This window comes from Bradyrhizobium sp. HKCCYLRH2047 (genome assembly GCF_051168175.1).
Lineage (GTDB): Bacteria > Pseudomonadota > Alphaproteobacteria > Rhizobiales > Xanthobacteraceae > Bradyrhizobium.
Window position 1 is genome coordinate 294,236 of record NZ_JBNPUM010000008.1, and the last position, 17,045, is coordinate 311,280.

The window sequence follows — 17,045 nt, forward strand, 5'->3', positions numbered from 1 at the left end:
CACGGCTTGTCCGGGACAACAGTTGAGAGGCCCTTAACCCTTCGATAACCATCCTGGGCGCCAATGGGCCGATGTCTCGGCTCAGGTGGACGCCCGATGCTCTCCCGTGAAGAACGCAATCCGCTGTCCGACTGGTGGTGGACGGTCGACAAGCCGCTGCTCGGCTCCATCCTCGCGCTGATGCTGTGCGGGGTGATCCTGTCGCTCGCGGCCAGCCCGCCGGTGGCGACCCGGATCGGGCTCGATCCGTTCCACTTCTTCAACCGACACGTCCTGTTCCTGTTGCCGTCGTTCATCGTGCTGATCGGCGTGTCCTTCCTGTCGCCGCGCCAGATCCGGCGCAGCGCGCTGGTGGTGTTCACGATCGCCATCGTGCTGATCGTGCTGACGCTCGCGATCGGCCCGGAGGTGAAGGGCTCGCGGCGCTGGATCACGCTGATCGGCGTCAACATCCAGGCGTCCGAGGCGGCGAAGCCGGCCTTCGTCGTGGTGTCCGCCTGGTTGTTCTCGGAATCCGCGCGGCGGCCCGACATGCCGGCGACCACCATGGCGCTGGTGCTGCTGCTGATGCTGGTGTCGCTGTTGGTGATGGAGCCGGATTTCGGCCAGACCATGCTGATCCTGATGGTCTGGGGCTCGCTGTTCTTCATCGCCGGCATGCGCATGATCTGGGTCGCGGGTCTCGCGGGCGCCGCCGCCGCCGGCCTGTTCGGCGCCTATCTCCTGGTCCCGCACGTCGCCGGCCGCATCAAGCGCTTCATGAACCCGGCCTCGGGCGACACCTTCCAGGTCGACACCGCGATGGAGGCGTTCTCGAACGGCGGCTGGTTCGGCCTTGGGCCGGGCGAGGGCATCGCCAAGCGCAGCCTGCCGGACAGTCACACCGATTTCGTGTTCGCGGTCGCCGCCGAGGAGTTCGGCATCATCCTGTGCCTGGCGCTGGTCGCGCTGTTTGCGTTCATCGTGATCCGCACGCTGTCGCGCGCCTATGCGACCGAGGACAGCTTCGCGCGCTTCGCAGCGTCGGGCCTCGCGATCCTGTTCGGCATCCAGGCGGCCATCAACATCTCCGTCAACCTGCAGCTGATCCCGGCCAAGGGCATGACCTTGCCCTTCATCTCCTACGGCGGTTCCTCGATCGTGTCGCTCGCCTATGGCGTCGGCATGATGCTGGCGCTGACCCGGCAGCGGCCGCGGATGGAGGTCGAGGCAGGCGACGCAGCCGGCGCGGTGCGCAATTACGCTTGAGGTCGCCTTGCTCGCAATGACGACACATTGCCTGTAAACAAGCCCGCATGACCTCAACCGCGCCTCTCATTCTGCTCGCGGCCGGCGGCACCGGCGGCCATCTGTTTCCTGCTGAAGCGCTCGGCGTCGAGCTGATCAGGCGCGGCTATCGCGTCCGTCTCGTCACCGATGCGCGCGCGCTGCGCTACAGTGGCCTGTTCACCAAGGACATGATCGACGTGGTGCCGAGCGAGACGGTGCGCAGCCGCTCGCCGGTCGCACTCGCGCGGACCGCGCTGCTGCTCGGCACCGGCACCATCGCGGCCTTCAACCTGATGCGGCGGCTCAAGCCCGCGGCCGTGATCGGCTTCGGCGGCTATCCGACCGTGCCGCCGCTGCTGGCGGCACGCCTCGCCGGCGTGCCCAGCCTGATCCACGACGCCAATGCCGTGCTCGGCCGCGCCAACCGCTTCCTGTCCGCGCATGTGAAGGCGATCGCGACCTCGTTGCCGGGTGTGCTCGACCGCGATCCCGCGCTGTCGGCCAAGACGACCACGGTCGGCACCCCGATGCGACCTGCCATCCTCGAAGCCGCGGGCGTGCCCTATGTCCCGCCGGAGACCGCCGGGCCGCTGCGGCTGCTCGTGGTCGGCGGCAGCCAGGGCGCGCGCATCATGAGCGACATCGTGCCCGGCGCGATCGAGCGGCTGGAGCCGGCGCTCTGGGGCCGGCTGATGCTGACCCAGCAGGTGCGCCAGGAGGACATGGCGCGGGTGCGCGCGGTCTACGACCGGCTGAAGATCAACGCCGAGCTGCAGCCGTTCTTCACCGACCTGCCGGCGCGGCTCGCCGCCAATCATCTCGTGATCTCGCGCTCAGGCGCCGGTACCGTGGCCGAGCTCGCCGCGATCGGCCGGCCCTCGATCCTGGTGCCGCTGCCCGGCGCCATCGACCAGGACCAGTTCGCCAATGCCGGCGTGCTGTCGGATGCTAGCGCCGCGATCCGGATCGTGCAGACCGAATTCACCTCCGACAGGCTGGCCTCCGAGATCTCGGCGCTCGCCGCCGAGCCCGCGCGCCTCGCCGCCATGGCGCAGGCCGCGCGCGCGGCCGGCCGGCTCGATGCCGCGGAACGTCTGGCCGATCTCGTGATCAGGACGGCGGCGCTCTAGTCGCGCGAGCGCACGGTGATCCCAAGATGAACCGGAGCTCCGACGATGGCGGCATCCTGCCCGACGATCGTCCGATGCGCTTGCGGCGGCATCCGTCCTTCGTGCCTGTGCTCGTGGAATTCTGCGACCGGCTGATTGCGCCGCTGCGCGGCCAGCGCCTGATGATCAAGCTGTTCGGTCAGCGCGCTCCGACGGAAATCGCTGCGCATATCGTGATGATGCATATGTCGGCGCGCAAGCCGGTCGAGCGGCCGACACTGACGCGTCTGCAGATGCGGCTGCCGGGTCCGCGGCAGACGGCGGCGTTCGTCGCGGTGTTGCGCGGTCTGTCGCTGGTGACCGTCGAGCGAGATCCCGAGGACGCTCGTATCCGCTATCTGGTGCCTGGCCCCGTCATCCTCGAGGGACTGCGAGGCTGGCTTGCCATGCACCTGGATTGCCACGCGCGGTTGACGCAGTCCGATGGACTGAGCCTTCGTCTGCAGGACGACGCCGCGTTATTTGCGGAGACGATCCGGCAATGTGCGGGCTGGCTCTGCCGCGACAACCGGCCGCTGACGGGCTTTCCCGATCTCGCCTGGATCGACGAGCACGACAGCGGCATCCATCTGGCCCTGACGCTCGTCGCCCGGTCCGCGGTTGGGCGCGAGGCCATCGCGATTTCGACGGCGGAGCTTGCGACCTCGCTCGGCGTCTCGCGCTCCCATATCCGCAATCTGCTGGCGACCATGGAGGGCCGTGGTCTGCTGCGCTTCGGCGACGGGCGCCGGCATCTGACGCTGACGCCGGGTTTCGTGGCTTCCGTGGAAGCTTGGTTCTGCCACCAGGTTTGCTGGCTCGCGGCCGCAGCCGCACGTGCGGATCGCGTGCTGCGGCCGGCTTGAGGGCGTCAGATCATCGTGACCCGGCCGGTGCCGATGTCATAGATGCCGCCCACGATCTTCACCTTGCCCTCGGCGACCATGCGGCCGACGATCGGCTTGGCAGTCGAGAGGCGCCGGACATTGTTGCGGACGTTCTCCGCGGTGGCTTCGGCCAGCAGATCCTGCGGCTTCTTCGCGATCGCTGCCTCGACGCCGGGTTTGAGCGCATTGATCAATGCGGGCAGGTGGCCTGGCAGTTTGGTGCCGTCCTTGAGCACCTTGATCGTCGCATCGATGGCGCCGCAGCCGCTGTGACCGAGCACCAGCACGAGAGGCGTGCCGAGGAACTTGACGCCGTATTCGAGGCTGGCGAGGCCGTCGTCATTGACGAAATTGCCGGCGACGCGGACCACGAACAGCTCACCGGGCGCCTGATCGAACACCAGCTCGGGCGCGACCCGGGAATCTGCGCAGCTCACGATCGCGGCGATCGGGTATTGGGCCGCGGCGCGCGCCGCCCGGCCGGCCGAAAAATCCTTGTTGTCGAGATTGCCGGCGACGTAGCGCGCATTGCCATCGACGATGCGTTTCATCGCGTCATCCGGAGAGATGGCGTTGGGCGGCATTGCGCTGTCGTTCGCCTGCTTGGCTTCCTTGGCAAACGCCGGAAGTGCGCCGACCGCCGCGGCAGCCAGCACTGCGCCGCCGCCGAGCAGCCGGCGGCGGGACAATACGGGAGGGTGCGTTTCACACAGCGAGCACATCGGCGAGGGTTCTCCATCAAAGATTGAAATATGCGTGCCCGGCACGCCGGCCGCACGGCTACTCATGCCACGCGAACTGACGCAGTGAGCGCGCAAAAATTGCAGGTATCCCGTTGGGAGGGGGCGGCATGTGATCGCGCTTAATAATTCGTGAAGGGAGGGATCGAGCGGGAACTCCTGGCCGATCGCCGCCGGCCGGGCTGCCAAAATCGGCTAAAACCGGGCGAACGCCTGCGAATTTGGCACTTCTTACTGCCCGGGCGGACTTGTCCAGGTCGGCCATGTCTTGCAAGAAGGGCTGATGATTCGCGGCCGCTCCCTCCGGTGGGGACGCCCGGAACCCTTGAGACGAGACGCCCCATGAGACTGCCGCGCGAGATCGGACCCATCCACTTCGTCGGGATCGGCGGCATCGGCATGAGCGGCATCGCCGAGGTGCTGTGCAATCTCGGCTACACGGTGCAGGGCTCCGACGCCTCCGACAACGCCAATGTCGCGCGGCTGCGCGAGAAGGGCATCACCGTCAGCGTCGGGCACAAGGCCGAGAATGTCGCGGGCGCCGACGTCGTGGTGGTCTCGACCGCGATCAAGCGCGACAATCCGGAGCTGATGGCCGCGCGCGCCCAGCGCATCCCGGTCGTGCGGCGTGCCGAGATGCTGGCCGAGCTGATGCGGCTGAAGAGCTGTGTCGCGATCGCCGGCACCCATGGCAAGACCACGACGACATCGATGGTTGCGGCGCTGCTCGATGCCGGCGGCCTCGATCCGACCGTCATCAATGGCGGCATCATCAATGCCTACGGCACCAATGCGCGGCTCGGCGCCGGCGAATGGATGGTGGTCGAGGCCGACGAGAGCGACGGCACCTTCCTGAAGCTGCCGGCGGATGTCGCCATCGTCACCAATGTCGATCCCGAGCATCTCGATCACTTCAAGACCTTCGAGGCCGTGCAGGACGCGTTCCGCGCCTTCGTCGAGAACGTGCCGTTCTACGGCTTCGCGGTGATGTGCATCGATCATCCGGTGGTGCAGGCGCTGGTCGGCAAGATCGAGGACCGCCGCATCATCACCTATGGCGTGAACCCGCAGGCCGATGTCCGGCTCGTCGACCTCGCGCCGATGGGCGGCGGCTCGTCGTTCAAGGTCGTGTTCCGCGACCGCAAGAGCGGTGAGACGCACGAGATTGCCGACATCGCGCTGCCGATGCCAGGCCGGCACAATGCCTCGAACGCAACGGCGGCCATCGCGGTCGCGCGCGAGCTCGGCCTGTCCGACGAGGCCATCCGCAAGGCGATTGCCGGCTTCGGCGGCGTCAAGCGCCGCTTCACCCGCACCGGCGAGTGGAACGGCGTCACCGTGATCGACGACTACGGGCATCACCCCGTCGAGATCGCCGCCGTGCTGAAGGCGGCGCGCGAATCCACCAACGGCAAGGTCGTCGCCGTGGTGCAGCCGCATCGCTACACCCGGCTGCAGTCGCTGTTCGAGGAGTTCTGCACCTGCTTCAACGACGCGGACGCGGTCGTCGTCGCCGACGTCTATCCGGCGGGTGAGGCGCCGATCGAGGGCATCGATCGCGACCACTTCGTCCTGGGCCTGCGCGCCCACGGCCATCGCGACGTGGTGCCGCTGCCGAAGGCCGCCGATCTCGCTCGTATCGTCAAGGACCTCGCCAAGCCCGGTGACCTCGTCGTGTGCCTCGGCGCCGGCAACATCACGCAATGGGCCTACGCGCTGCCCGGCGAGTTGAAGGCACTGGGGTGAGGGCGGTGTTGAACCAGCCGTTCACCGAGAAAGTCAGGCCACTCGACGTAGCCTCTCCGTTCCCTCCCCCCTTGTGGGGGAGGGGCAGGGAGGGGGGTGAGCCGCAGACTCCGGAGTGCGTGGTCCCCCCCTCCCTAGCCCTCCCCCACAAGGGGGGAGGGAACGGAGCGTGCTACGTCGCAACGACGTCGGCCCAAACGAGGCAGGCCGCCGCATGACCTTTCCCGACATCACCCCCGATCTCAAAACGGCCATGCCGGAGCTGCGTGGGCGGCTGCTCGCCAATGAGAGTCTCGCGCCGCTGACCTGGTTTCGTGTCGGCGGACCGGCGCAGGTACTGTTCACGCCGGCGGATGCCGACGACCTCGCCTATTTCCTGAAGCACCTCCCAACGGATATCCCGCTCTATGTCATCGGCGTCGGCTCCAACCTGATCGTGCGTGATGGTGGCGTCCCCGGTGTCGTGATCCGGCTGGCGCCGCGCGCGTTCGGCGAGGTCAAGGCGGAAGGCGACATCGTCACGGCCGGCACCGCCGCGCTCGACAAGCGCGTCGCGGAGGTCGCCGCGTCGGCCAACCTCGCGGGCCTGGAATTCCTGTTCGGCATTCCCGGCACCATCGGCGGGGCGCTGCGGATGAATGCCGGCGCCAATGGCGGCGAGACCAAAGACATTCTCATTGAAGCGATCGCTGTCGACCGAAACGGCGAGACGCACCGCTTCAACAATGCCGAGATGAAGTTCACCTATCGCGCGAGCGGCGTCGATCCGGCGCTGATCTTCACGGCCGCGCGCTTCCGCGGCACGCCCTCGGCGCCGGAGGCGATCCGGGCGCGCATGGCGGAGGTGCAGGCGCATCGCGAGACGGCGCAGCCGATCCGCGAGAAGACGGGCGGCTCGACCTTCAAGAATCCGCCGGGACATTCCGCCTGGAAGCTGGTCGATGCCGCCGGCTGTCGTGGACTCAGGGTCGGCGGCGCCCAGGTCTCGGAAATGCACTGCAACTTCCTGATCAACACCGGCAGCGCTAGCGCCGACGACATCGAGACGCTCGGCGAGACCGTGCGTGAGCGGGTCAAGGCGAGCTCGGGCATCGAGCTGCAGTGGGAGATCAAGCGGATCGGAATCAAGGCGAGCTGATCGAGCCGCAGGCTTACGTGACGTCAGCGCAATCGCGACCGCGATTGTGAGATCAATCGAGAAGACATTGATGCGCACCACGATTTTGTTCGGCGGCTCCAACAAGGAGCGCCTCGTCTCGGTCGCGAGCGCGAAAGCCCTGCACGCCGCGTTGCCTGAGGCTGAGCTGTGGTTCTGGGACGTCGATGACACCGTGCATCAGGCCAGCGGCCAAGCGCTGGCCGCGCATGCCAAGCCGTTCGAGGAGCCGTTCACCGCCGATGGCGCCAGGATCGGCACGCTCAGCGAGGCTATCGATCGCGCCGGGGCCGAAGATCGGGTCCTGGTGCTCGGCCTGCATGGCGGCCGGGCGGAAAATGGCGAGCTTCAACTGATGTGCGAGCTTCGTGGTGTGCCGTTCACCGGCTCGAGCTCGGCGGCCTCGCACCTCGCCTTCGACAAGGTTGCCGCCAAGCGCTTCGCCGTGCTCGGCGGTGTCACGGCGGCCGAGGGTGTCGCGCTGGATGATGCCGAGGCTGCGCTCGCGCGCTACGGCCGGCTGATCGCGAAGCCCGTGAAGGACGGCTCGAGCTTCGGCCTCATCTTCGTCAACGCCAGCCAGGACCTCGTCGCCGTCAAGGCAGCGGCCGCGACCGAGGAGTATCTGATCGAGCCGTTCGTCATCGGGACCGAGGCGACCTGCGGCGTGCTCGAGCAGGCCGACGGCTCGCTGATCGCGCTGCCGCCGATCGAGATCCTCCCCGCCGACGGTGCCTTCAACTATTTCGCGAAGTACCTCGCGGCGGCGACGAAGGAAATCTGTCCGGGCCGCTTCAGTCCGGAGATCACTGCGGCGCTCCAGGCTGAGGCGATCAAGGCGCATCGCGCGCTGTCCTGCGGCGGCTACTCGCGCACCGACTTCATCGTCGCGGCCAACGGTCCGGTTTATCTGGAGACCAATACCCTGCCGGGCCTGACGGCCGCCTCGCTCTACCCGAAGGCTCTGGCGGCCCAGGGCATCGCCATTGTCGATTTCCTCAATCAGCAGATCGCCCTGGCCGAGAGGCGCAGCCGCCGATCCGGCGTGCGATAGGCGCACCGGAAGAACCCGGCCCGGCGTCCCCCGGTGGTTCCTGTAACCCGTAAAATGCTTAAGAATTCCGGGCAAGGTCCTCATAAATCGGAGAAAAAATTCGTCTCCTCGGACCGATTTTACTTTTTGTTTACCAGGACGTCCGAAGGTTAACGCTGGCGCCTCAGTGGTGCTCGGCTGCCAGGTCGGGCCGTCGTGACGAACCGCGTCGCGATGGTCGGAAGGGATCCGGTCGGCCGGGACCGTGGGCGTGGGTCCGCGAGTATCTGCGGGCGCAACAGTTGATGAGCTCGTGCAATGGATGGTGCAGGACGCCTCGCTCGATCGCAGAGGCCTCAAGCTGACCTGAAAGCCGCTGCCCTTGGCGCGGCAATCCTGCTGCGCGAGTATGTCTCGGCCCGTCTTCCGCGTGTCCGCTTTGCGCGAGGCACGAAGCAAGGCAGGCGATCCATCCGACGAGACCTTGCGCCGGCGCAGGCCGCGCTCGCGCCGATGGTCGAGCGCGAGGCGCCGCCGCGCGTGGTCGAACTCGTCGAGCGCTATCTGCCGCGCCGGCTCGGCACCGTGGCGACGGTGGTCCTCTTGTTCGGCAGTGTCTGGCTCGGCATCGTCAAGGGCGGCCATGCGCAGGACGTCAGTGTGGCGTTGTCCGACACCCGCAACGCGCTCGCCAATGCGGCCGGGTTCCGCATCACGGCTGTTGCGATCAACGGCCGGAAGCAGCTTACCCAGGACGAGATCCTCGCGGTCGGCGGCGTTACCGGCCGCTCCTCGTTGCTGTTCCTGGATGCCGCCGCAGTGCGTGACAGGCTCAAAGCCAACCCCTGGATCGCCGACGCCACGGTGCAGAAGTTCTTTCCGAACCAGCTGCAGATCGATGTCGTCGAGCGCAAGGCGTTCGCGCTCTGGCAGCAGGACGGTCGCCTCTCGGTCATCGCCGAGGACGGCGCCGTGCTCGAGCAATATGTCTCGCGCCGCTTCCTGACGCTGCCGCTCGTGGTCGGCAAGGGAGCCGAGAGCCGCGCGCGCGATTTCCTGGCGCTGCTCGCCCGCTACCCGCAGGTGCGCGCGGTCACCAAGGCCGCCGTGTTCGTCGGCGAGCGGCGCTGGAACCTGCGGACCAAGGACGGCCTCGACATTCGCCTGCCCGAACATGATGTCGGCAACGCGCTCGCGACCCTGACCCAGCTCGATCAGGACGACAAGCTGTTCTCGCGCGACATCGTCGCCATCGACCTGCGGCTGCCGGACCGGCTGACGGTGCAGCTCTCCGAGGATGCGGGCAAGGCGCGCGACGAGCTGTTCAAGGACAAGAAGTCCAAGAAGAAGGCCGGTGACGCATGACCGGCTTCGATCGCCAGACTCCCAAGACGCGCCCGATGGGCCAGAAGCGCACCGCGCTCGTGGCCTCGCTCGACGTCGGCACCAGCAAGATCGCCTGCATGATCGCGCGGCTGAAGCCGGCGCCGCCGAGCGACGCGCTGCGCGGCCGCACCCACGCCGTCGAGCTGATCGGCTACAGCCAGATCCAGTCGCGCGGCGTCAAGGCCGGCGCCGTCGTCGATCCCGTCGAATGCGAGCAGGCGGTGCGGCAGGCGGTCGCGCTGGCCGAGCGCATGGCGAAGGTGCGGGTCGAATCCGTGCTGCTGCCGGTCGCAGGCGGCCGCGTCATGGGCCACCTGATCGAGGCCACCTCGGACATCCGCGGCGGCGCCGTCACCCAGGCCGATGTCAGTCGCGTCACCTCGACCGGCATGCACCACGCCACCGGCGACGGGCGCGCGGTGCTGCATGCCTTGCCCGTCGGCTACACGCTCGACGGCGTGAAGGGCATCCGGGATCCCCGCGGCATGCTGGCGCGGCAGTTCGGCGTCGACATGAACGTCGTCACGACCGACGCCACCGTGGCCAAGAACCTGATGCTCGTGGTCGAGCGCTGCCACCTCAACGTCGAGGCGATGGCGGCAAGCCCGTATGTTGCCGGGTTGTCGGTGCTGACCGACGACGAGGCCGATCTCGGCGCCGCCGTGGTCGAGATGGGGGCGGGCACCACGACGATCGCGATCTATTCCGGCGGCCGCTTCGTCCATGCCTCCGGTTTTGCGCTCGGCGGGCATCACGTGACCATGGATCTTGCGCGCGGACTATCAGCGTGCATTGCAGATGCCGAGCGAATCAAGACGTTATATGGCACGGTGCTGACTGGCGGGTCCGACGCGCGTGAGTTGATGTCTGTTCCGACGGCCGGTGACAACGAGCGGGATGTTCCGCAGATCGTGTCCCGCGCCACCATCGCGAACATCGTCAGGCACCGCGCAGAGGAGATTTTTGAAATGGTCCGCGACCGGCTGAAGGATTCGCCCTTTGCGGCAGAACCCAAGGCGCGCGTCGTCCTCAGCGGAGGCGCCTCCCAGCTGACGGGGCTGGTCGAGCTTGCGACCCGGATCCTCGACCGCCCGGTGCGCGTCGGCCGCCCGCTCGGCTTCGGTCGTCTCCCCAACGAGGCCAAGAACGCCGCCTTCGCGGTGCCGACGGGGCTGCTGGTCTATCCGCAATACGCGCACCTCGAACACGTCGAACCGCGGCATACGCGGCAGGTCGGGACAGGAACCGACGGCTACTTCGGAAAGGTCGGACGATGGCTACGCGAGGGCTTCTGATGACCGGTTTCCACCCCATGCGATTTTCAACAACACCAACCGCGGCCGGCGGCCGGGGCGAACCCACCCGCGCGTGATCGAGAGGCAATCATGGCACTCACTATTACACCTCCTGATATCCACGAGCTGAAGCCCCGGATCACCGTGTTCGGTGTCGGCGGCGCGGGCGGCAATGCCGTCAACAACATGATCACGGCCGGCCTGCAGGGGGTCGACTTCGTCGTCGCCAATACCGACGCGCAGGCGCTGACCATGTCCAAGGCGCAGCGCATCATTCAGATGGGCACGCAGGTGACCCAGGGCCTCGGCGCCGGCTCGCAGCCGGACGTGGGAGCTGCCGCCGCGCAGGAGGTGATCGACGAGATCCGCGATCATCTCTCGGGCGCCAACATGGTGTTCGTGACCGCCGGCATGGGTGGCGGAACCGGCACCGGTGCAGCCCCGGTCATTGCCAAGACCGCGCGCGAGATGAACATCCTCACGGTGGGCGTCGTCACCAAGCCGTTCCACTTCGAAGGCGCGCGCCGCATGCGCACCGCGGAGTCCGGCATCTCCGAGCTGCACAAGGTCGTCGACACGCTGCTGATCATCCCGAACCAGAACCTGTTCCGGGTCGCCAACGAGAAGACCACCTTCGCCGACGCCTTCGCGATGGCCGACCAGGTGCTGTATTCCGGCGTCGCCTGCATCACCGACCTGATGGTGAAGGAAGGCCTGATCAACCTCGACTTCGCCGACGTCCGCGCCGTCATGCGCGAGATGGGCAAGGCGATGATGGGCACCGGTGAAGCCTCCGGCGACAAGCGCGCGCTGACCGCCGCCGAAGCGGCCATCGCCAACCCGCTGATCGACGATTCCTCGATGAAGGGCGCGCGCGGCCTGTTGATCTCGATCACCGGCGGCAAGGATCTCACGCTGTTCGAGGTCGACGAAGCTGCGACCCGCATCCGCGAGGAGGTCGACCAGGACGCCAACATCATCGTCGGCGCCACCTTCGACGAATCGCTCGACGGGCTGATCCGGGTCTCGGTGGTCGCCACCGGCATCGAGCAGGCGCAGTTCAACCGCGGCGTCACGACGACTGCACAGCCGGCGGCGGCTGTCGCTCCGATTGCCGCCGCCCCGACCGCTGCCGCGGGTCTCCCTGAAAGCCGCCTCGCCGATCTGACTGCGCGCCTGCGCGCCGACAATCAGCGCCTGGCTGAACGCGCCGCCAAGCTCGAGCAGCAGGCGTCGCAGGCTCCGGCCGTCGCCGCGCCCGCGCCGATGGCGCCTGCGCCGCGTCCGGCTCCCAACCTCGAGCGCGACACGCTGGCCGCCGTTGCCGCCGCAATGGCCAGCGAGCCCGCGCCCGCGTCGGCGCCGGTCCAGCCCGCCTCCTATGGCGATGTGACGGTGCGCCCGATCGCGCAGAAGCCGTCGCTGTTCCCGGAACCGGAGGCGCAGCGCGCGGCCCCGATCGAGCCGGCGGCCCCGCCGGAGACGTTCATCCCGCAGGCCGCGGAGCGGGTTCCGTCGCGCGCGCCGCGCATGCCGAAGTTCGAGGACCTGCCGATGCCGGCCCAGGCCGAGATCCGGCAGGCGCGCGGCGACGAGGGCGATGAGCATCCGCAGAAGACCCGGATGTCGCTGCTGCAGCGTCTCGCCAATGTCGGTCTCGGCCGCCGCGACGAGGATGCCGAGCCGCCGCTGCCGGTGCGGACCGCGGGTCCTGCCATGCCGCAGATGCCGCCGCTGCCGGAACGGAAGCCGCAGCGGAACGTTGCTCAGCAGGTTGCGAGCCACGAATCGCCTGTCTCGGAATATGCCCGCCGTCCCGCACCCCAGGGTCTGGACGTCCATGGCCGTCCCGCGCCTGTGTCCCCGGCGCCACAGGGAGACGACCATTTGGATATCCCGGCCTTCCTGCGCCGGCAGGCCACCTGAGAATTGTTACAGCCCTGATGGTGCTGAACAGGCCCGGCTCGCGAGAGCCGGGCCTTTTCCATGGCTGTCCGGGGCTCGTCGATCGCCGTTCAACTAACTGATTTTAAATGATTAATTATTCTTTCGGTGTTTAGATCGGGAACCAGGAGGGTTAAGGCCACGTTCCAGTTTGGTTAAGGGTTGGCGCGAATACGGCAGAGATGGGGTAACAATCCGTAAAGAAGCGTGAGTTGGCGCTCTTTGGGGCTCTCGTTAAGTTCTGCCGTGACTTGGGGATGCCTGAAACTGAGTCGGTTCGCGAGGGGCGGCCGATAAGGGATCAGGCGGGGTCTTGGGCGATCGTCGATGAAATTCAGCCGGCAAACAACGCTTCGTTCGCAAGCCACCGTCACCGGTGTAGGCGTCCACTCTGGTGCGCCTGTCAGCCTGACGATCGGGCCTGCGCCGATCGATGCGGGAATCGTGTTCCTCCGCACCGGCCTCGATGGCGCTGACCGCGAGGTCCAGGCGTCCTTCGGCTCGGTGATCGCCACCGAGTTGGCGACGGTGCTCGGTGACCGCCACGGTGCGCTGGTGTCCACTGCCGAGCATGTGCTCGCTGCGCTGCGCGGCATGGGTGTCGACAACGCCCTGATCGAGGTCGACGGCCCCGAGGTTCCGATCATGGACGGCAGCGCTGCGCCGTTCGTCGCTGCCATCGACCAGGCCGGAATCGTCAATCAGTCGGCCCCGCGGCGCTACCTTCAGGTGCTCAAGCCGGTCCAGGTGACCATGGGCGCCTCCACGGGCGAGCTGCGTCCGAACAGCTCCGGCTTCCGGGTCGAAGCTGAAATCGATTTCACCAACCCCGTGATCGGCCGCCAAGCCTATCATTTCGAGCTCAGCCCCGAGCGCTTCCGCCGCGAGATCGCCCGCGCCCGCACCTTCGGCTGCATGAGCGACGTGTCGCGGCTGTGGAGCGCCGGCTTCGCGCTCGGTTCCTCCTTCGACAACACGCTGGTGTTCGACGAGGACCGCCTGCTCAATCCCGAAGGTCTGCGCTACGCCGACGAATGCGCCCGCCACAAGGTGCTGGACGCGATCGGCGATCTGGCGCTGGCCGGCCTGCCGATGCTCGGAACCTATCGTTCGGTCCGTGGCGGTCACAAGCTCAACCATGCGGTGCTGACTGCTCTGATGGCCGATCGCACCGCTTGGCGGATCGTCGAAGGCGAGACCGTGCGTCGTCCCCGCGTGGCCGCGGAGGTCGTCGGCGGCATGGTCGGTGGCATGGTCGCCCCGGCCTACGGCCCGGACGTGTCCTGAGCGGCGGCGTCCCGATCGGCTGATTCCGTCGGCTGACCTACGCAACGCGCGACATCGCCGGGAGCTTTGCTTTCGGCGTGGTTCAGATTTTTCCGTCTGCTTTTTTGTCAATGTTTGTTGCCGGCCGCGTCCTTCTCAGCGGCTGGACCCTCGGCATTTCGATGTTTTCCAACGGCTTCTTCAGCGGTAACCATGATGCGTGGCGGCAGCCTCGGTGTTGCCTTAATCCGGGCGGATTGGCTTCCTATGCGGTTGGTTGATGAAGTGTTTTCGGCTAGAGAGGCCGGGGCCGCGTGATGCGTGCCACCGGCGGGGCTCTTCCCTCGCGGTCATGAAGCGACCTTCATGGTGCGCGGCGTAGATCAGATCACAGGCATCGGGTTCCAAAGAAGCATGTCGATACAGCGTCTCACGCGCGACCTCCGTCATCCCGCAGCAAGCATCGGCCGGCTTAGGCTCGCCGCATCGCTGATCCTGCTGGCGCTGCCTCTGAGCGGCTGCGGAACAGGCGGACTGTGGGACAAATTCCTGGCCAAGGACGACACCTTCGTCGATGAGCCCGCGGACAAGCTCTACAATGAGGGCTTGTACCTGATGAATGAGAAGAAAGACGTCAAAGGCGCGACCAAGAAGTTCGAGGAGGTCGATCGCCAGCATCCTTATTCCGACTGGGCCCGCAAATCGCTGCTGATGTCGGCTTACGCCTCCTATCAGGCCGGCGACTACGACGGCTGCATCGGCGCCGCCACCCGCTACGTGACCCTGCACCCGGGCAGCCCGGACGCGGCCTATGCGCAGTACCTGATCGCCGCCTCGCATTACGACCAGATCCCGGACATCAGCCGCGACCAGGGCCGCACCGAGAAGGCCATCGCCTCGCTCGAGGAGGTGGTGCGCAAATATCCGACCTCCGAATACGCCACCAATGCCAAGGCCAAGCTGGAGGGCGCCCGCGATCAGCTCGCCGGCAAGGAGATGGATGTCGGCCGCTATTACATGCAGAAGCGCGACTACACCGCCGCCATCAACCGCTTCAAGGCGGTGGTGACGCAGTACCAGACCACGCGGCACGTCGAGGAAGCGCTGTATCGCTTGACCGAGGCCTACATGACGATCGGTATCGTCGGCGAAGCGCAGACCGCGGCGGCCGTGCTCGGGCACAATTTCCCCGACAGCAAGTGGTACAAGGACGCCTATAATCTCGTGAAGTCGGGCGGCGTCGAGCCCGAGGAGAACAAGGGCTCCTACATCTCGCGCGCCTTCAAGAAGCTCGGCCTGGGCTGAGCGATCGGCCGGATCACTCGTCTGATCTTGCTTTGTTCTATATTCTTGTTTTGTTCTCTTTTTGCTGCTAGCATCGAGTCGTTCGCTCAGGGGCGATCCGCCCCGTTACGAAGGACTTCGGTTCCATGCTGGCGCGACTGTCGATCCGTGACATCGTCCTGATCGAACGACTCGATCTCGAATTCTCGAATGGACTTGCGGTGCTGACCGGCGAGACCGGTGCCGGCAAGTCGATCCTGCTCGATGCGTTTGCTCTGGCTCTCGGCGGTCGTGGCGACGCCAGCCTGGTGCGCCATGGCGCCGACCAGGGGCAGGTCACGGCCGTGTTCGAGATCGGCAAAGATCATCCGGCCGCCAGGATTCTCGCCGCCAACGGCCTGGATGCCGATGGCGAGATGATCCTGCGCCGCGTTCAGTTCGGCGATGGCCGCACCCGCGCCTTCATCAACGACCAGTCGGTCAGCGTGCAGACGCTGAAGGCGATCGGCGCCACACTGGTCGAAATCCACGGCCAGCATGACGAACGTGCGCTGGTCGACGCCGCCACCCACCGCCGGCTGCTGGATGCCTTTGCGGGCCTGGAGAAGGACGTCGCCGCGGTGGAAGCGCTGTGGGCAGCGCGCCGGACTGCGGTCACGGCGCTCGACGAGCATCGGGCGAGCATGGAGCGCGCGGCCCGCGAGGCCGATTATCTGCGGCATGCTTCGGACGAGCTGAAGAAGCTGGCGCCGAAGGAGGGCGAGGAGACGCAGCTCGCCGCCCGCCGCACGGCGATGATGCAGGGCGAGAAGATCGCGGGCGATCTGCGCGACGCGCAGGATGCCGTCAGCGGCCACCAGTCGCCGATCGCCGCGCTAGCCGCGGCGGTCCGCCGGTTGGAGCGCCGCGCGGTCAGCTCGCCCGCGCTGGTCGACCCGGCGGTCAAGGCGATCGATTCGGCGATCAACGCCCTGGAGGAGGCCGATCAGCATCTGACGGTGGCACTCGCGGCCACCGATTTCGATCCGCTGGAGCTGGAGCGCATCGAGGAGCGGTTGTTCGCGCTGCGCGCGGCCGCGCGCAAATATTCGACGCCGGTGGACGGTCTGGCTGCCTTGGCTGCCAAATATGCCGCCGACGTCGTCCTGATCGATGCCGGCGCCGAGCAGCTGAAGAAGCTGGAAGCAGCGGCGGCGGCAGCCGATGGGCGCTATGGCGCCGCGGCTGCCAAGCTGTCGGCAGCGCGGACCAAGTCGGCCGAGAAGCTGAACCGGGCCGTCCTTGCGGAACTCGGCCCGCTCAAGCTCGAGCGGGCCAAGTTCATGACCCAGGTCGACAGCGACGCCGAGGCGCCGGGGCCGGAAGGCATCGACCGTGTCGAGTTCTGGGTTCAGACCAACCCGGGCACGCGGCCGGGCCCGATGATGAAGGTCGCCTCGGGCGGCGAGCTGTCGCGGTTCCTACTGGCGCTCAAGGTCGTGCTGTCCGACCGCGGCTCGGCGCCGACCTTGGTGTTCGACGAGATCGACACCGGCGTCGGCGGCGCGGTCGCCGACGCCATCGGCGCCCGGCTGGCGCGGCTCGCGCACGGGGTTCAGGTGATGGCCGTGACCCACGCGCCGCAGGTCGCGGCCAGGGCGGACCAGCATCTGCTGATCTCCAAGGATGCGCTCGATCGCGGCAAGCGTGTCGTCACCCGGGTCAATACGCTGGCCACCCTGCACCGCCGCGAGGAAATCGCCCGCATGCTGGCCGGCGCCGAGGTCACCGCCGAAGCCCGCGCCGCCGCCGACCGCCTGCTGGAGGCCGCAGCGGCATAGCTGGAAACGGAGCAGCCGAACGCTTTGGCTCCGGGCGCGCATTGTGTACACCGTCGTTTCGGGACGGCCTC

Annotated in this window: 13 protein-coding genes; 12 read left to right on the forward strand and 1 reads right to left on the reverse strand. The window is 67.2% G+C overall.

Annotated features, from left to right (window positions below; genetic code table 11):
- Nucleotides 1–96: 96 nt before the first annotated feature.
- Genes ftsW through ACQR1D_RS20755 form a run of 3 tightly spaced genes read left to right on the forward strand, consistent with a single transcriptional unit; the run spans nucleotide 97 to nucleotide 3,283 of the window.
- Nucleotides 97–1,248 (forward strand): putative lipid II flippase FtsW, encoded by a 1,152-nt coding sequence (gene ftsW, locus ACQR1D_RS20745; protein ID WP_315802115.1) that lies wholly within the window; start codon nucleotides 97–99, stop codon nucleotides 1,246–1,248.
- A 47-nt stretch (nucleotides 1,249–1,295) separates the two neighbouring features.
- Nucleotides 1,296–2,399: an undecaprenyldiphospho-muramoylpentapeptide beta-N-acetylglucosaminyltransferase gene (murG, locus tag ACQR1D_RS20750; RefSeq protein WP_434845778.1), complete on the forward strand. Its 1,104-nt coding sequence runs from the start codon at nucleotides 1,296–1,298 to the stop codon at nucleotides 2,397–2,399.
- A gap of 26 nt (nucleotides 2,400–2,425) precedes the next feature.
- Nucleotides 2,426–3,283 carry a helix-turn-helix domain-containing protein gene (locus ACQR1D_RS20755; RefSeq protein WP_434839308.1) on the forward strand — a complete coding sequence of 286 codons (858 nt, stop codon included), beginning with the start codon at nucleotides 2,426–2,428 and terminating at the stop codon, nucleotides 3,281–3,283.
- A 5-nt stretch (nucleotides 3,284–3,288) separates the two neighbouring features.
- Here the strand turns inward: ACQR1D_RS20755 and ACQR1D_RS20760 are convergent, their stop codons facing one another.
- The gene (locus ACQR1D_RS20760) at nucleotides 3,289–4,026 is read right to left on the reverse strand and encodes a carbonic anhydrase (RefSeq protein ID WP_315802175.1); all 738 of its coding nucleotides are present in this window, start codon (nucleotides 4,024–4,026) and stop codon (nucleotides 3,289–3,291) included.
- Nucleotides 4,027–4,386: 360 nt separating this feature from the next.
- Here ACQR1D_RS20760 and murC point away from each other — a divergent pair, with 360 nt between their 5' ends.
- The 9 genes from murC to recN all read left to right on the forward strand — a co-directional run bounded on the left by murC (nucleotide 4,387) and on the right by recN (nucleotide 16,974).
- Nucleotides 4,387–5,790, forward strand: a complete 1,404-nt coding sequence (gene murC / locus ACQR1D_RS20765) for a UDP-N-acetylmuramate--L-alanine ligase (RefSeq protein ID WP_315802118.1) — start codon at nucleotides 4,387–4,389, stop codon at nucleotides 5,788–5,790.
- Nucleotides 5,791–6,004: 214 nt separating this feature from the next.
- The gene (gene murB / locus ACQR1D_RS20770) at nucleotides 6,005–6,928 is read left to right on the forward strand and encodes a UDP-N-acetylmuramate dehydrogenase (protein WP_315802119.1); all 924 of its coding nucleotides are present in this window, start codon (nucleotides 6,005–6,007) and stop codon (nucleotides 6,926–6,928) included.
- 70 nt (nucleotides 6,929–6,998) lie between these two features.
- Nucleotides 6,999–8,000 (forward strand): D-alanine--D-alanine ligase family protein, encoded by a 1,002-nt coding sequence (locus tag ACQR1D_RS20775; protein ID WP_434839307.1) that lies wholly within the window; start codon nucleotides 6,999–7,001, stop codon nucleotides 7,998–8,000.
- A 297-nt stretch (nucleotides 8,001–8,297) separates the two neighbouring features.
- Nucleotides 8,298–9,344, forward strand: a complete 1,047-nt coding sequence (locus ACQR1D_RS20780; protein ID WP_315802121.1) for a cell division protein FtsQ/DivIB — start codon at nucleotides 8,298–8,300, stop codon at nucleotides 9,342–9,344.
- Entirely contained in the window at nucleotides 9,341–10,660 is a 1,320-nt protein-coding gene (gene ftsA, locus ACQR1D_RS20785) for a cell division protein FtsA (RefSeq protein ID WP_008964399.1), read from the forward strand. The genes ACQR1D_RS20780 and ftsA overlap by 4 nt, the downstream gene beginning before the upstream one ends.
- 90 nt (nucleotides 10,661–10,750) lie before the next feature.
- Entirely contained in the window at nucleotides 10,751–12,586 is a 1,836-nt protein-coding gene (gene ftsZ, locus ACQR1D_RS20790; protein WP_315802122.1) for a cell division protein FtsZ, read from the forward strand.
- 345 nt (nucleotides 12,587–12,931) lie between these two features.
- Nucleotides 12,932–13,891, forward strand: a complete 960-nt coding sequence (gene lpxC / locus ACQR1D_RS20795) for a UDP-3-O-acyl-N-acetylglucosamine deacetylase (RefSeq protein ID WP_315802123.1) — start codon at nucleotides 12,932–12,934, stop codon at nucleotides 13,889–13,891.
- Between the two features lie 393 nt (nucleotides 13,892–14,284).
- Nucleotides 14,285–15,175, forward strand: a complete 891-nt coding sequence (locus ACQR1D_RS20800) for an outer membrane protein assembly factor BamD (protein ID WP_315802124.1) — start codon at nucleotides 14,285–14,287, stop codon at nucleotides 15,173–15,175.
- A gap of 125 nt (nucleotides 15,176–15,300) precedes the next feature.
- Nucleotides 15,301–16,974, forward strand: a complete 1,674-nt coding sequence (gene recN / locus ACQR1D_RS20805) for a DNA repair protein RecN (protein WP_316181723.1) — start codon at nucleotides 15,301–15,303, stop codon at nucleotides 16,972–16,974.
- Nucleotides 16,975–17,045: the final 71 nt, after the last annotated feature.

Coding starts and splice junctions, on each gene's coding strand:
- ftsW (WP_315802115.1), top strand. CDS start 97: ATGCTCTCCCGTGAAGAACGCAATCCGCTGTCCGACTGGTGGTGGACG.
- recN (WP_316181723.1), top strand. CDS start 15,301: ATGCTGGCGCGACTGTCGATCCGTGACATCGTCCTGATCGAACGACTC.
- ACQR1D_RS20760 (WP_315802175.1), bottom strand. CDS start 4,026: ATGTGCTCGCTGTGTGAAACGCACCCTCCCGTATTGTCCCGCCGCCGG.
- ACQR1D_RS20755 (WP_434839308.1), top strand. CDS start 2,426: ATGAACCGGAGCTCCGACGATGGCGGCATCCTGCCCGACGATCGTCCG.
- ACQR1D_RS20775 (WP_434839307.1), top strand. CDS start 6,999: ATGCGCACCACGATTTTGTTCGGCGGCTCCAACAAGGAGCGCCTCGTC.
- ACQR1D_RS20800 (WP_315802124.1), top strand. CDS start 14,285: ATGTCGATACAGCGTCTCACGCGCGACCTCCGTCATCCCGCAGCAAGC.
- murC (WP_315802118.1), top strand. CDS start 4,387: ATGAGACTGCCGCGCGAGATCGGACCCATCCACTTCGTCGGGATCGGC.
- lpxC (WP_315802123.1), top strand. CDS start 12,932: ATGAAATTCAGCCGGCAAACAACGCTTCGTTCGCAAGCCACCGTCACC.
- ACQR1D_RS20780 (WP_315802121.1), top strand. CDS start 8,298: ATGGATGGTGCAGGACGCCTCGCTCGATCGCAGAGGCCTCAAGCTGAC.
- murG (WP_434845778.1), top strand. CDS start 1,296: ATGACCTCAACCGCGCCTCTCATTCTGCTCGCGGCCGGCGGCACCGGC.
- ftsZ (WP_315802122.1), top strand. CDS start 10,751: ATGGCACTCACTATTACACCTCCTGATATCCACGAGCTGAAGCCCCGG.
- murB (WP_315802119.1), top strand. CDS start 6,005: ATGACCTTTCCCGACATCACCCCCGATCTCAAAACGGCCATGCCGGAG.
- ftsA (WP_008964399.1), top strand. CDS start 9,341: ATGACCGGCTTCGATCGCCAGACTCCCAAGACGCGCCCGATGGGCCAG.